At 42.6% G+C, this 15,773-nt stretch carries 9 protein-coding genes; 4 read left to right on the top strand and 5 right to left on the bottom strand.

The features are described from left to right. Position 1: 1 nt before the first annotated feature. Entirely contained in the window at positions 2 to 283 is a 282-nt protein-coding gene (locus tag BM176_RS13260; protein WP_090103724.1) for a DUF427 domain-containing protein, read from the bottom strand. 587 nt (positions 284 to 870) lie between these two features. Between BM176_RS13260 and BM176_RS13265 the strand changes: the two genes are divergently transcribed. The 4 genes from BM176_RS13265 to BM176_RS13280 all read left to right on the top strand — a co-directional run bounded on the left by BM176_RS13265 (position 871) and on the right by BM176_RS13280 (position 7,969). Beyond that, positions 871 to 1,446, top strand: a complete 576-nt coding sequence (locus BM176_RS13265) for an RNA polymerase sigma-70 factor (RefSeq protein WP_090103726.1) — start codon at positions 871 to 873, stop codon at positions 1,444 to 1,446. Positions 1,447 to 1,524: 78 nt separating this feature from the next. Beyond that, on the top strand, positions 1,525 to 2,529 hold the full coding sequence (locus BM176_RS13270; RefSeq protein WP_090103728.1) for a FecR family protein: 1,005 nt from the start codon (positions 1,525 to 1,527) through the stop codon (positions 2,527 to 2,529). Between the two features lie 174 nt (positions 2,530 to 2,703). Then, a complete protein-coding gene (locus BM176_RS13275; RefSeq protein WP_090103730.1) occupies positions 2,704 to 5,622 on the top strand; it encodes a TonB-dependent receptor in 2,919 nt (972 codons plus the stop codon). A gap of 10 nt (positions 5,623 to 5,632) precedes the next feature. After that, complete coding sequence (locus BM176_RS13280) at positions 5,633 to 7,969, top strand: glycoside hydrolase family 3 C-terminal domain-containing protein (RefSeq protein WP_218162203.1); 2,337 nt, start codon at positions 5,633 to 5,635, stop codon at positions 7,967 to 7,969. 455 nt (positions 7,970 to 8,424) lie between these two features. On the opposite strand, the gene BM176_RS13285 is transcribed toward BM176_RS13280, so the two are convergent. From BM176_RS13285 to BM176_RS13300, 4 genes are all read right to left on the bottom strand, one after another. After that, positions 8,425 to 9,387 carry a DUF1735 domain-containing protein gene (locus tag BM176_RS13285; RefSeq protein WP_177230393.1) on the bottom strand — a complete coding sequence of 321 codons (963 nt, stop codon included), beginning with the start codon at positions 9,385 to 9,387 and terminating at the stop codon, positions 8,425 to 8,427. Between the two features lie 19 nt (positions 9,388 to 9,406). Continuing rightward, a complete protein-coding gene (locus BM176_RS13290; protein ID WP_090103734.1) occupies positions 9,407 to 11,008 on the bottom strand; it encodes a SusD/RagB family nutrient-binding outer membrane lipoprotein in 1,602 nt (533 codons plus the stop codon). 25 nt (positions 11,009 to 11,033) lie between these two features. Next, entirely contained in the window at positions 11,034 to 14,444 is a 3,411-nt protein-coding gene (locus tag BM176_RS13295; RefSeq protein ID WP_177230394.1) for a SusC/RagA family TonB-linked outer membrane protein, read from the bottom strand. A gap of 171 nt (positions 14,445 to 14,615) precedes the next feature. After that, on the bottom strand, positions 14,616 to 15,773 hold the full coding sequence (locus tag BM176_RS13300) for a FecR family protein (RefSeq protein ID WP_090103736.1): 1,158 nt from the start codon (positions 15,771 to 15,773) through the stop codon (positions 14,616 to 14,618).

Raw genomic sequence — 15,773 nt, forward strand, 5'->3', positions numbered from 1 at the left:
TTTATTTGGTTACTTCTACGCCTTTCCAGAAAGCGATGCGGTCTTTTATTTCAACTGCAGCAGCCTTGGGGTCCGGGTAATACCAGGCAGCGTCGTTGTTTACTTTACCGTCAATAGTAACATTATAATAAGATGCTTCTCCTTTCCATGGGCAATGGGTCTGGGTGTTGGAGGGACTCAGCAGTGACATGTTCACTGCTTCCGCAGGAAAGTAATGATTGTTCTCCACCACAACTGTATTATTGCTTTCCGCTATTATTTCATGGTGCCAGATTGCTTTCATTTTGTTGTAGTTTAATAAGTTAAGTTTGAACCAAATATTATACCAGCAGGAAACCGTGGATGTTTAAGTGAATATAAACAATTAATTGCTTATGGGAGAGTAGGGGTATGAAAAAGCCGCTCCCTCGTTTTTTTATTTTTGTTTAATAAACTCAACCGGTCAGATTAAACAAAAACAGCCCTAATGATAATCATTAAGGCTGTTGCAATATTTTAAAAATCAAATTGATTGGCTGTTTCTTATTTTAATTGATTGCGGATATTCCTGGAAAATTAATAAAACAAAACTATTTGCTGGAATAAAATTCTTTCACCTGGGTTTTATCTCAAAGTGAAATGAATCATTGGTTGTTACCAAATTTTTTATACCTGAATTCTAAGTACTTTAAAATGCCAGCTATAGAAACTACCTGCAAACTAAAAAGAGATGACACAGTCAGTCCCGGGAAAATATAGGGGAATGCCTGATCGTACAAATCAGTTCACGATTTGTACGATCAGGACACACTCATAAACGTAATCAATACGCTTAATATCATTCGATTGTTGTTTCTTAAAAAACATTAACTTACGGACATATTGCCACGTATGAGTTTCGAGTTGCTGACTGATGAGCTCCTGTTACGGCTATTAAAAGCCTCCGACGAAAATGCATTCCGCACATTATATGAACGGTACTGGAAAAGGCTGTTTGCAATGGCTTGTTATAAATTAAAGAACAAGGAAGCTGCTGAAGAGATTGTGCAGAATATTTTTGTCAGTCTATGGGAGAAAAGAGCCGTTTTGCAGATAGAAAAACTCGAAGAATACCTTTTCACTGCTGTAAAATATAAGGTGATCAATTATGTGGATGCCATGATGGTAAGGCAGGTAAGCCAAAAGAACATGCCCGGCACCAGCACCGATGAATCTACAGAAGCCACCATCTTAATCAATGACCTCCACCATGCCATCCAGCAGGCCCTGGCCAAATTACCCCCCAAAACGAGAGAAGTTTTTACCCTGAGCCGCTTCGAGAAATACTCCGTAAAAGAGATAGCACATCATATGAATCTCACTGAAAAAGCAGTGGAGTATCATATCACCCAATCCCTGAAACTGATGCGCGTGAGCCTGAAAGACTTCATGGTATTGGGAATTCCCCTTCTGATAGCTCTGTCTTAAAAAAAACTTTACTTTCTTTTTAGGGATTTGTCTTCGTGAACTGACTACTTACTATATAACCTTTCATAACATTCGGCCATGGATCGTAATGAATTTCACCTTTTCCTGAAGAAATACGCGGAGAACAGATGTACTCCGGAAGAAGTGGAACTGGTAGACCACTGGTATGAGCTGATAGGAGATGATACAGAACTTTCTTCTATGAAGGAAGACGAGTGGCAGGCCACAGAAGAACGACTCTGGGTGAAGATTCAGGCAGATACCCGCCAGCCGGTACGCCGCATGAAGCCCCTATATCGCTGGGCGATTGCTGCTGCGCTGGCAGGTGTAATCATTGGTGCCGGGCTGTTCTTTGCCAGCCGTGAATCAGATCAGGGCTACGTAAATGCGGGTAATGGCCACTATAAAGAAGCAATTAACAGCACCACTGCTGATTATACAATAAAGCTTGAAGATGGGACTGTCATTACATTATATCCCGGTGCGTCTATGAAATACCCATTACATTTTAATACGGCAAAAAGAGAAGTATACCTGAAAGGAAAAGCCTTTTTTGATGTGGGTAAAGATGCAAACCGTCCTTTCTATGTTTATAGTAAGAAACTTGTTACGCATGTATTGGGAACGAGTTTTACAATTGCCCCGGCCGTAAATAGTAATGAGGTGGAAGTATCTGTTCGTAGTGGCCAGGTAGAAGTATATGAAGATAAATCTTTAAAGCATAATGCCAATACCGGAGTCATCCTGATGCCTAACCAGAGAGTAATTTACCGGCAGTCTGAAAGTAGCTTTGAAACTACCCTGGTAGAATCGCCACAGCCGGTTATCCAACATAATGATACGCTGCCTCTGCCATCCCTCATATTTAATGATGAATCACTTCGCATTGTAATGGAATCACTGGAAAACTATTATGGAGTGGAGATTGTTGTCGAGGATGAACATTTATATAACTGTCCCTTTACGGGTGGCCTCACGCAGGCAGACCTGTACGCCAAACTGGATGTGATCTGCCAGTCTGTAGGTGCTACTTATGAGATCAAAGGAACTAGAATTTTGCTGAGAGGAAAAGGATGTATCTGAATAAATTTCATTAATCCAAATAACACGTTATGAATACTATGCCTCCGCCAGGGTAACACTTGTTGTTTCCTGTAAAAAAAAACCGGCAATGGTTGCAACATTACCGGCCTTCATTCCTATACAGGAAGAATTCCATCGCCAATGCATTATTAACGATTAAATCCACGTAAAAATATGAAAAAAAAGCAACTTGTTGCTTTAATGCTGCTTGCAATGAAAGTAACTGCTGTGCAACTCGCGTTCACAATACTCTTTATCTCTTCAGTAAATGCTACTATGCCTTCCTCTGCTCAGGGAATGCTGGATAAGACGATTTCTATTAATGCTGATAAGAAAGAGCTGAAGAAGATCATTGCCGATATCCAGATGCAGACAGGGATCCGCTTTATCTTCAGCGCGAAAGCTATTCAATCGGAACGTACTATCAGTCTGTTTATTAAAGACCAGAAACTGGGCACCTTCCTGCAACAAATCTTCGTTCCACTTCATATTGGTTATAAAGTGGTGGATGATCAGCTGTTGCTTTACAATACTGATAATGTTCAACTAGATAGAGAGGTGAGTATTTCCGGTACAGTGAAGAGCAATAAGGGGGAGTTGCTACCAGGGGTCACCATCCAGCTCAGAAATACCGGTTCCTCTGCATTGACAGATGCAGAGGGCCGGTTCGAGCTGAAAAGGGTGCCAGCGGGTACCTACACGCTTGCGGCATCATATATCGGCTATATCTCAAAAGAATTGCAGGTAGTGGTGGGTGACGCTCCTCTCTCCATCAATGTGGAGCTAATTGAAGATGTGCTGCAATTGCAGGGCGTGGTAGTTACAGGAGGTAATCCCAAAAAGAAAATTGAATCCAGTGTGGCAATTACCACAGTGAGCAATAAGGATATTGAAACCAGAGCACCACTCAATAGTACAGACCTGTTAAAGGCCATTCCCGGCCTTACCGTGGAAAGTACTGGTGGCGACGGTCCAGGTAATGTATGGGTGAGAGGTTTCCCCCAACAGGGTGGATATATCTTCCTGGGCATCATGGAAGACGGCCTTCCGGTAATCCCTACTGGCTTTAACTCTATTCCTTCGGCAGATCAATATTACAAAACAGATCTTACCGTGAAAGGCGTGGAAGCAATCAGGGGCGGTAATGCGGCTATCCTTGTAGCTAATACACCGGGTGCTGTGGTGAACAATCTGAGCTATACCGGTGCAGAACATGCATATGGCAGAGTAAAGTTCACCAGCGGTTTATCGCAGGACTTATACCGTCTGGATGCTAATGTGGGTGGAAAGATCAGCGAGAATGTGAAATATAATGTGGGTGGATTTTATCGGACAGATAAAGGCATTGTTTCTCCGGGATATACCGCTAACCAGGGAGGGCAGATCAAAGGCAATATGACCTTCGGATTCAAAAATAAGAAAGGATTCATCCGGCTGTATGGTAAATACCTGAATGATAAAGTGCAATGGATGCTGCCAGGCTACTATTCATATGATGGTTCCGGAAAGCCACGCTCAGTTGCAGGATTCGACCTTTTCAACCAGTCGCTGGCTACTACAGATACTAAATGGAGCTATACGGATCCTTCTGGTAAAACCTTCAATTACGACCTGGCAGATGGGATCCATACCAAACTCGGATATGGCGGTTTCCAGTTTAATTATACAACCGGCAACGGCTGGCAAATCAATAACAACTTCCGCTACCAGGATGCTAAAACCAATTATACTGTTGGGATCCCGATTGGTGCGAGTACCTACACTTCGGGTAACTATTACTATACCGATGGTACAGCGGCTTCTCTTAAAACCGGTGAGGGTATCGTGACTGCCGTTGCAATTGCACAACAGAACAGGGATAAACAAATCATCGATTACCTGGATTTCAGGAAGAAGATCAACCGGCATCAGCTTACGCTGGGTGCAGGTGTTTACCAGTACAACGTGAATAATGGTCCTAATAACACCTTCCTGTTTTTCCAGGAACTAAAAGAACATCCCCGCAGGTTATTAGCTGGCAGCGCTACCGGCAATGGGATGATTCCATTATCTACTGCTACGGTTATAGGGAACACCCGTACCTTATCGGCTTATGTGAGTGATGAAATTACCCTCAGCGAACAATGGCGTTTAGATATTGGCTTCAGGACAGATAACGATCATATTACAGGCAAAAGACCTTACTATGGTGTAAAAGCTGATGGCTCTGGAGATCCTTCCGTGGCTGCTACTACCTCTATTGCAGGCTATACCGCTTATACAGAAAACAATACTAACTGGGCTGCATCAGTAGGTTTAAACTACAAAATAAATGATGCAATCGCCATGTTTGGCCGTGCTACAAAAGCATATAATTCACCTAACATCATTGATTATAACGCCACTACATTCGATCCTGCTTCTATTAAGAAAAGACCTGTGTACCTGGGAGAATTAGGCGTAAAATATGCACAGGGCAATGTATCCCTGTTTGCATCTGCCAGTTACTCTGCTATCAAAAATGTATCCCTTACTATTGCAGTGCCTACTACTTCAGCAGGTTTGCAGAACATTCTTGCATTCGGTTCTACACGTACTTACAGTGCTGAATTTGAATTGTCTTACAGGCCCGTTAAACAGCTGGGACTAAGACTGACAGGTACTTTACAGGATTCAAAATATACTGATTATTCCGCTTCTACCAATACCAACCCCTCAGTACTGGCAGAGATGGGTGATACCACTTATAGCTTTACAGGTAAAAGAACAGAAAGAGTACCAGTGCTGAATACTGAACTTTCTGCTACTTATGATATCAAACGTTTTAATATCAACCTTTCTGCGAACTACATTGGCAGCCGTTTCACTTCTCCTTCTGATAGTTACAAATTGCCTGCCTATGTGGTAATGCGTGGTGGTGTAGGATATGATATCACTAAGAAGATTGCATTGAGAGGATGGGTAGATAACCTGCTTAACTCAAAAGTGTTGACTGAAGGTGATGTGAGAGGCGACCAATTCCGTGATTTCTCTACCGTTACCAAAGGTGCTGTGATGGCAGGAAGAACCATTCTTCCCCGCAGCTTCTGGGCTTCGGTTTCTTATGAATTTTAAACCATTGAAGATGAAACAACAAGGCCTGTTAATTTCTATGATCATGTTAGCTCAAACAGCTTTTGGTCAATCCGGTTACGACACAAAAGCAAAAGAACTGGTAGCTAAAATGACGCTGGAAGAAAAAGCGTCATTATGCTCCGGCAGGGATTTCTGGAGTACCAAACCAATAGAACGGTTGGATATCCCTTCAGTTTTTATGACGGATGGGCCGCACGGCTTGCGTAAGGCAGTTGGAACTGATTTTACGAATAGTGTGCCTGCTACCTGTTTCCCTACTGCTGCCGGACTGGCATCTTCCTGGAATCCGGCATTGCTGCAGGAAATGGGAGTCGCACTCGGGGAGGAATGCCAGGCGAATAACGTACAGTTCCTTTTAGGCCCTGGTGTAAATATGAAACGTTCTCCTCTGGGCGGAAGGAACTTTGAATACTTTTCTGAAGATCCTGTATTGGCGGGTAAGATGGCTGCGGCACTTATTAATGGTCTGCAAAGCCAGGGAGTAGGTGCATCATTAAAACATTTTGCGGCGAACAACCAGGAATTCGAACGGCTTTCAAACAACTCCGTTGTGGATGAGAGAACCTTACACGAGATTTACCTGCCAGCTTTTGAAATAGCTGTGAAAGAAGCGCAACCCTGGACAGTCATGTGCTCTTATAATAAAATAAATGGAGTGTATGCTTCTGAAAACAGTCTGCTGCTGGATAGTATCCTCAGAAAACAATGGGGCTTTAAAGGATTCGTAGTGAGCGACTGGGGGGCTGTGAATGATCGTGCTGCGGGCATCAATGCCGGGCTGGATCTTGAAATGCCGGGCAATGGCGGGATCAACGATAAAAAGATCATTGATGCTGTGAACAGTGGCCGGATCAGTATGCAAAGGCTGGATGAAGTGGTGACACAAATCCTGGCCCAGCAATTGAAAACACATGCCCTGCACAAAGAAGGGGCTACCTACGATAAAGATAAACATCACTCACTGGCCAGGGAGGTGAGTAGTGAATGTGCAGTGTTGTTAAAGAACAGCAACAACATTTTGCCTATTGAAAAAAAGAAGATCGCATTGATAGGTAATTTTGCTAAAGTTCCCCGTTATCAGGGTGCCGGTAGCTCGCAGGTGAATCCTACCCGTATCGCAAATGTGTATGATGCCCTCAGTAAGGCAGCATCCGTGACCTTTGCGCAGGGGTATACAGCTGATGCGACTACAGATGACAAACTGATAGCTGAGGCGCAGCAAGAGGCTAAAAACAGCAATGTTGCGGTTGTGGTGGTAGGGCTGCCAGATACTTATGAAAGCGAAGGGTTCGACCGCAGCAACATGGATATGCCGGAAGCCTTTAACAGGCTCATTGATGCTGTTGTGAAAGTTCAACCAAATGTAGTGGTGGTATTGATGAACGGATCAGCTGTTGCCATGCCCTGGGCTGGTAAAGTAAAGGGGATTATTGAGTGCTGGCTGGGTGGTCAGGCAGGAGGAGAGGCACTGGCAGATATACTTACCGGTAAGGTGAATCCTTCTGGTAAACTTTCAGAAACGTTTGCGGTTAAACTGGAAGATACACCCTCTTACCTGGAATTTCCCGGAAGGAATGGCACTACCATCTATGGAGAAGGGATCTTTATAGGATACCGGTATTATGATAAGAAGAAAGTAGCGCCATTATTTCCATTTGGCTTTGGATTAAGTTATACCACTTTTGCTTATAGTGATATGGATATCAGCACTGCTGCTGCCAGTGATACAGATAAAATAAAAGTAAGTGTAAAGGTTAAAAATACCGGCAAGGTGGCAGGTAAGGAAGTGGTGCAGCTGTATGTTCAGGATGAGAATAAAACAATATTAAGGCCGGAAAAAGAATTGAAGCATTTTACCAAAGTGTTTTTACAACCCGGAGAGGAAACAACTGTCAGTTTTGAATTAAACTACCGCGATTTCGCTTATTACGATGAGAAGGTACATGAGTGGCAAACGAGTAATGGACAGTATAATATCCTAGCCGGTGGTTCTTCCGCAGACCTGCCGTTGCATACTTCTATGAAAATCAGCGCCAGCCATGTGCTGTATCCTCCTCTAACACGTAATTCTCTGTTGAAAGAATTTGCACAGCATCCCAAAGGCAAAGCAATGTATGCGAAGTTGATGGAAAATATGAGCAGTATGTTTGGTGGAAACAGTAATAGTACTGAAAAGCTTACACCTGCGCAGGAAGATGCTAAGAAGAAAATGCAGACGATGATGATAACCATATTGAATGAAATGCCTGTGAGTAAACTTGTGAGTATGGGTGGTGGGAAATTTACGGATCAGATGCTGGATGCTATGCTGGAACAGGTACAATAATGATTCAGGTGAGAGTTATGAAACAACAGGGGCGAATCAAAACAGGCATAAAACTTCAATCAGGAGTCTGAGTAGAAAAGAACGTTTTAAAGCAGATATATAAACTAACCGAAGGGATGTAACAAAAAGAAGGAATTACTTAAGGAGCATGGAAAACAGGCTGTATCTAACTTTTGATACAGCCTGTTTGGATTTTAATTGGTCCGATTTAGCTTTAAGTATGATATGAGTATAGATTTTTTGATCCTGGGGAAATTCATACTTTTGGTTCCGGGTGATTAATAAATATCAGAACACGACGATTTAGTATTACCCTATGGGCCAGAGGTGCGACCAACATCACCGGTCTTGTCCCATTCACCACACGGTGAGTGGGATTTTTTTTACTCCTGAAAAAAAAGCATAGCCCGCATTACACGGGCCATACTTATATTCAGAGGGGGAGGAAATGTAGATTATCTGGGTCTTTTATAGGTGAACTTCTCATTAAAAGAGGTTCTGGTTGTACCACTTTGTGTCATGAAATAGCTCACTTCGAAATATTCTACATGTCCATCAGCACCATAAGTGATTTTGTTGATGCCGGTAGGATTCAGTGCAGCAGATCGTTTACTGGGACCTGCCAGATCTCCGAAATAGTTTGAGACAGTGACGTTGCCACTGGCATCAAACGCAAAAACAGGACTGAAGTAACCGTAATAAGAGTTGCCTGTACCACTGCGGATAATATGCCCGTAAGCTTTCGCATAAACCGGATCCCATAAAGCAATTGAATTACCTGAGTAGGTAATTAATTGTGTTTCCACCGGGTAGTTTCCGGTGATGGCTGAACTCGCATTATCAGTTAATGTTCCTGTCATTTCATATACACCATCAAACACATTACGTACTGCAAAAGAATAGATTGCAAGACCATAATTTCCACTGATCACGCCAGAAGAAACCGCAGCTATTTTGAGAGGCAATGCGTAATTAACATTGAAATCAAAATTGTCATTATTGATGATAGCTACTTTTAACTGTAATACCTGTGTTCCTTTCTTAATTACAGCGGTAGTTGCAAGTTTATATACACTTTCCGGAGGGGCTACATAGTCTGTACCCAGATCATCATTATAAGCCCTCAATGCAGCCGTATCTAATGCAAGAGTTACTGTGATATCGTTGGGTGCCATCTCTGCACCTGAATAACTTAAATTGACGTTGAAAGTAGCTGAATCACCAGTACCCAGGCTGCCCATATCACTTGCAAACCGGGGATAGATAGCCGTTGCCGGAGAAACGTTTGCACCCGTATTGGCAAATTCTATTACGTTATTTGACTGTGCAGGATCCATGGCAAGATGGTCCTTTAAGCAGGAAGTAAATACAAGTGTTAATGCCAGTAAAGGCAATGTATTTTTGATTATATGTTTCATAGTTTTCCCCATTTATTTTTTATTGTAAAGCCCAGAAAATAAAAGAAGAGAATGGGCTTATTCCTTTAGGCATGTTAACCGAATTATTGGACGATTCCGTAAGCGGATATAGAACCCTGGTAGGAAGTCTGTCCGGACGGGTACTTATAGACTGTGTAGAGGCAAAGGTTAAAGTAGCATTAGTAGAACCATTTACAATAGCCGGATAATGCGTTCTGCGATATTCATTCCAGGCCTCATGACCATGAATGAAATTCAGTGCAATATATTTCTGGGTGATGATGGCTTCGACCTGTTCTTCCAGGGTTGTGGCATTCTCAAAATGTACCAGGTAGCTGTCATTGTCTGCCAGGTAGCTGTCGAAATCTGTAGCGGGATCCCAGTTGTTATCATAAGTACCATCTGGCTTCATATACAGATATTTATAAGAAGCGAGGATACCGTTTTCGAAAAGTGTTTTTGCATCACCTGTTATAATGCCTCTGAGTGCAGCTTCCGCCTGCAGGAAATAGCTCTCTGATGCCATCAGGATGGGTTCCCCTGCATTGGGCCCTTTCAGGATACCTATGCTTTTACCAGCAGTTGTGCTGCCTCTGTCGCTGCCTGTATTGGCGCCTGACAGCCATGCACTGCCAGCCGGAGAACTAGGTACACTACTGTTTTCATAGCCTAATTGGTTGGATACCGTACCTGCAGAAGTAGCGAAGTTGTAGTAAATAGCCTGTCCTCGATAATCATTCAGTTTGGCGCCATCATAGAAACTCAGCATGAATTTAGTAGGTATCCATGCTTTGTTGCCTGCAGCTCCTGTATAGGTATATGCCCATGTATTCCATTGCGGGTTTTGCTTTCCGTTATCCCGTGTGTAACCTGGGTTTACAATAGCATCTGAAGTAAGGAAACCGGCAGCATCAAAAGTTGTATTCGTAAAGGTCACTTTGCCATTTGCACGGATAAACAAGCGGAGTTTCACAGTATTGGCAAATTGGATCCATTTTTCCATATCACCTCCAAACATAGGATCAGTAGCAGAGCTTAGTGGCTTCACATTACTGGTCGGGTTGGTGGATTCTTCCGTCATGGTTGTTATAATAGTACCAATGGCTGTATCCAGCTGATTGGCAAGGTCCACGTAAATGTCTTCTGCCTTATCATATTCCGGAGTAAGGTTACTGATTCCTTTCAATGAGCTTTTGTATGGAACATCATTGTAGGTATCTATCAGGATCTGGAAGTTCATCGCTTTCATGATTTTGGCAGCGGCATTAAAGTACCCGTAATCTGGTAATGTATCTGTTTGTTCGATTACGTACTGGAAATCATACAGCAGATCGTATGTGCTGGTCCATAATCCGGCAAAGGTGGCATTGCTGTAGTCATAAGTAACAGCTGATCCAAAGCCACCATAACCACCGGCATTCGCAGAATAACCTACCTGTTGGGAACCATAAGTATTAAAAGTGTTAAAGTTACTGGCAGTAAAAACAAGTGCCTGTGGCAGTACTACTTCCGGCGTACCGGAAGTTGCCTGGTTGGGATTTTCATTTATGTCGAGATATTTTTTACAGGAGCTGCCCAACACAATAAGTCCTGTAGCTATAATAAGTAGTGATTTTTTCATTAGTCCAGTTTTTTAAGGAATGCCGTTAAAATGTCAATGACAGTGCTGCGCCGTAAAAGCGTGAAGGAGGTGATTGTCCCAGGCCTGTCAGACCAATACCATTACTATCATTACCGGAATCGCTGTATTCAGGATCCGTATAATAATTCGATTTGGCAAGCCATATAAAGAGATTGCGTCCCTGTAAACTGAAGGTGGCATTTTTGATCACCCTTGTTTTGCTTAACAGGGAAGAAGGGATATCATATGAAAGAGATACTTCCCTTAATTTCCAGAAATCGCCGGAGGTAACATAGTTGGATGCGACGGTCCGGTTTTCGTCGTTAGTCCAGAAAGCCGAGTTACCATTACCATCTCGAACGGTAATGTTGGTATTTTTGATGTAAGTACCAGGATGGGAAGGATCTTCGTATACAGAATTAGGGAATACAAAACGGGTGCGGTTAAAGGCTGCTGTTCTATACCCTGTACCTGCCCAGTCTAACTCAGATCCCATATTGTTATACACCATATAACCGCCACGGTATTCCAACAGGGCAGAAAGGCGGAAATGTTTATATCTAACACTCAGGTCCAGGCTCAGACGGTCTTTAGCTACTGCATTACCCAGAATTTTAATAGTATCATCCAGGTAAGGAGTACCTGTAAGACGATCTACAATAACATGTCCGTCTTTATCGCGGGAATAATCTTTACCCATGATAACAGGGAATGGTTGTCCTGCTACGGCATAAGATCCTGTTCCGCTGGTATAGGAAGACAATGTTAAACGTGGCAGGTCGGCGCTGATATTATTCACCTTGTTATCAAGATGAGTATAGTTGCCACCCACTGTTAATTCAAAGTCGTTAGTCTTGATTGGTGTAACATGTACGGTTACTTCCAGTCCACGGCTGGTAGTTTGTCCGGTGTTAACTCTGTAAGATGAAAAACCGGTAGCATTGGATACGGAGGTATTTACTGTTTGGTTATCAGTTTTGGTACTGTACCAGGTAACAGTGGAAATGATCCTGTCCTGGAACATATTCAGGTCAAAACCTACTTCATAACCTTTGGTAATTTCCGGTTTCAGATTGGTCGAAACAAGAGTATTGTTTACGGTATAACCGGATACATTATTGTAAGGGTAACCATTTGCCTGGCTGAAGGTTGGTTGCAGGTAATAGGCACCGAAGTCTGAACTGTTGCCGAGATTCACCTGACCTACTTTTGACCAGCCGCCTCTCAGCTTCAGGTAAGAGATCGTTCTGCTGTCTTTTAATGCACTGATTGCATCACTGGCTATAAATGAAAGATCTACAGAAGGGTAGAAGAAGGTTCTGTTATTGGGAGCCAGGATAGATACCCAGTCTTTACGGCCGGTACCATGCAGGAACAATACATTTTTATAGCCGATACGGAGGTCGCCGTATATCCCCATCTGGCGGGCCTTGTAGTTGTTTTCGTAAGCTGTTGGATTAGTGGCACTGTTGCCCACGTTAAACAGATCCGGAATAGTCAGTCCGTTTGCTCCATTACCTACAAACTTAGACTGATCCTGCCGCCATTGAGCACCTGCTATGAGGTTAAAATTGAAATCTCCTGCTGATTTATGTATCTGTGTGAATACATCAGTGAGCAATTCAGTGGTATATCCGCTTTCATCATTAACGTAAGCAGAAATGTCTGTTTTGGAAGCACTCGTTACCTCTGCATAGGTAGTGTAATTAAATCCACCACCCCATGATTTGTATGATAGATTCCTGGCAGAAATACCTTGGCGGCCAGTGAAGTCCAACCATTCCAGCGGAGAATATTTTATTTCAAGATTTCCTATTAAATAGTCATTTCTTTGTTTACTGCGGTTGTTGTCAAGTGTAAAATACGGGTTGCCATACCATGGGTTATAAAAACCATTTGGGTTAGCGAATTTGTTGGAACGCCAGTTTTTGTATTTTGTAATATCTACGTTTTGTGGCATGTTCAGCAATTGGCTGTAAATTGTAGCCGTTTGCGAAGTAAGATCAGACCTGGTCTGGGTATAGGCAATACTATATACTGAGGTGATATGCTGCCCCATTTTATGCGTTCCGTTTGCTCTCAGTACGGCGCGGTTATATTTATCTTTCGGCGTGGTACCTGTTATACCTGCATATTGTCCGGAAAGGTAAAGGGTTGATTTATCATCTCCTGAAGAAACAGAAAAATCAGTTTGGTTAGTAATCCCTCTCTCCCAGAAATTATTATGCTCTTTATTACCGGAATAATAAGCAGAATCCTGACTGCCATCTTCCAATGGTTCTCCTAAAGGTACTTTGGTACCATCAAAACCGGGACCATATGACTGGTTCTCCAGATTAGAGAATAAAGGTTTGCCATTCACATCAAAACCGTAAGTACTACCACCTGCACCATAGGCATACTGCAGCTTAGGGAAGAAGGCAACGGATTCAACAGTGGTAGTATGAGATAATTTTACCTCTGTAACGCCCTTTTTACCTTTTTTAGTAGTTACAACGATCGCACCGTTGGATGCCTGGGAACCATACAGCGCTGCTGCACCGGCACCGTTCAGAACTACCAGTTCTTCTACATCTTCCGGGTTCAGGTTACCTAAAACGGTATTGGGTACTATCACGTTATCCAGTACAATCAATGCCTGGTTATTACCGGTTAAGGAACGCTGTCCTCTTAAAATCAGCCTGTAATTAGGATTTACACCACCACTGGTAGCATTGATCTGTAAACCGGCTACTTTACCCTGTAATCCACCGGCTACATTTACCGATTTACCTGCTACCAGGCTCGCCGTTTTTATAACGGTATTGGCTGTACCGATTTCTCTGCGTTTTGATCTTATACCACCTGCTGTTACAATTACTTCTTCCAGTAAAGAGGTGCTTATTTTTAGTACTATCCGGAGAGAAGTTTCAGATCCTATTTTCACTTCCTGTGTTTCATATCCCACTATTCTGATCACCAGTGTTTTGCCCACTTCGGCAGTCAGTGAAAATCTACCTTCAGGATCAGTGACAGTTCCTGTATTGGTTCCTTTGATCTGGATGTTGGCTCCCGGGATAGGAGCGCCATCAGGACCAACTATTGTACCGGTAATGGGAGGAGCCGACGATTTTCTTTTTATGATCACAACTTTGTCCACTATAGTATAGGTGAAAGGCTGTGCTTCAAAACAAATATTCAATACAGCTTCAACATTTACATTTCTTACTTCAAGACTTACATTCCTGGTTTGTTCCATATCCTCTCTTGAATACAAGAAAGAATACCCTGTTTGTTTCTCTATTTCTTTAAATGTTTTTTGTAGCGAAGCATTTTTTAAAGAGAGCGTAACAGTTTGAAAATTACCAGCACTTGCAGACAGGCTGAATGCAAGTGATACAATCATTAATAGGCATACGGTGACAAGCCTGTGTTGGCACCAGACAGTGAAAGGCATAGATTTTGAGTTTGGTTGATTAAGGAATTTTCAGAACACGACGATTTAGATGCCTGCAGAACTTAAGATGCGACCAACACCTCATGTCCCCCATGCAGGATATAGTTTTGTTGTTTTCTACATTAACACTTACGTTTTAGGTGAACAATATATTTTTAGTTGTGCTTTATACTATTGGGTTACTATTATTTTTCTACCATCAATTTTAAAATGCAGGCGACCTGTTAATTCCAGCATGGTCAACAACTTAGAAACAGGAACGTTTCTGGGCACAGACCCCATAAAATGTTGAGAAACTTCACTCTTGTATACTATTTCCGCATCATACCATCTGTTTATCTGCCTCATCACGGCAGGAATATCAGCATCATTAAAAGAAAACATACCATTTTTCCATGCAACCACAGATGCTGTATCTATATCATCTATAATTTTAAATGTACCATCCGGTAATAATTGTTCCTGCTGACCTGGCATTAACAATTGATCATTATTTGTCCGGCTTACTTTCACTGCTCCTTCCAGGAGGGTTGTATTCATGGAAGGCTCATCTTCGTAAGCATTTATATTAAAACAGGTACCCAGTACTGTTATTTCCACATCTTTTACAATGACTTCAAACGGCATATTTTCATTCTTCGCTATTTCCATATATACTTCGCCGGTGATAGACACTTTACGCCTGTTACCAGTGAAGGCTGTAGGATAGGTGATAGATGATGCAGCGTTCAGCCATATCTTACTGCCGTCGGGTAAGGTAAGCCTGAATTGTCCGCCGAGGGGAGTAGTAAGCGTATTATAGCTGATCCCTGTTTCAGGTTCCTGCTGTAAATACTGCAATTGTCCTCTGTACTGACGGATAGCAGTATTACCCTGCCGCATAGCCTTTGTACCAGTACTGTCCAGTATAATAACAGTACCATCTGCCAGTGTCAGCATTGCTTTATCACTGCCTGGAACAATTTCCTCATCTGTTTTTCCCTTGCCTGCTATGGCCGGGGAGGTGCTGTTTGTTGTACTGAATTTATAAATAGCTACAGACAGCATTAAAAGAATTGCAGCCGCAGCCGCGGTATATCGCAGCCTGCGGCTAAAGAATGGTTTACGTGATACCTGTCCGGCTTCAACGATTTTATCAAACAATGCTTTTGCTCTGCGCTGATCGGCCAAACCACTTATTTTTCCTTCCAGGAAACCATTATCTATTATTTGTTCCAGTTCAGACTCATAATCCGTAGATTGAAGCATCTGAAAAAGCTGTGCTTTCTCAGACTCGCTGATTGAATCTGCCAGATATTTTTCAAGTAAGGCTCTAAACTTAAATTCCAT

The sequence above is a fragment of the Chitinophaga sp. CF118 genome (assembly GCF_900112615.1).
In the GTDB taxonomy this organism is placed as follows: Bacteria; Bacteroidota; Bacteroidia; order Chitinophagales; family Chitinophagaceae; genus Chitinophaga.

Bases quoted from the DNA above. Each gene is read 5' to 3' on its own strand.
- BM176_RS13285 (WP_177230393.1), bottom strand. From the start codon at position 9,387: ATGAAACATATAATCAAAAATACATTGCCTTTACTGGCATTAACACTT.
- BM176_RS13275 (WP_090103730.1), top strand. From the start codon at position 2,704: ATGAAAAAAAAGCAACTTGTTGCTTTAATGCTGCTTGCAATGAAAGTA.
- BM176_RS13295 (WP_177230394.1), bottom strand. From the start codon at position 14,444: ATGCCTTTCACTGTCTGGTGCCAACACAGGCTTGTCACCGTATGCCTA.
- BM176_RS13260 (WP_090103724.1), bottom strand. From the start codon at position 283: ATGAAAGCAATCTGGCACCATGAAATAATAGCGGAAAGCAATAATACA.
- BM176_RS13290 (WP_090103734.1), bottom strand. From the start codon at position 11,008: ATGAAAAAATCACTACTTATTATAGCTACAGGACTTATTGTGTTGGGC.
- BM176_RS13270 (WP_090103728.1), top strand. From the start codon at position 1,525: ATGGATCGTAATGAATTTCACCTTTTCCTGAAGAAATACGCGGAGAAC.
- BM176_RS13280 (WP_218162203.1), top strand. From the start codon at position 5,633: ATGAAACAACAAGGCCTGTTAATTTCTATGATCATGTTAGCTCAAACA.
- BM176_RS13265 (WP_090103726.1), top strand. From the start codon at position 871: ATGAGTTTCGAGTTGCTGACTGATGAGCTCCTGTTACGGCTATTAAAA.
- BM176_RS13300 (WP_090103736.1), bottom strand. From the start codon at position 15,773: ATGGAATTTAAGTTTAGAGCCTTACTTGAAAAATATCTGGCAGATTCA.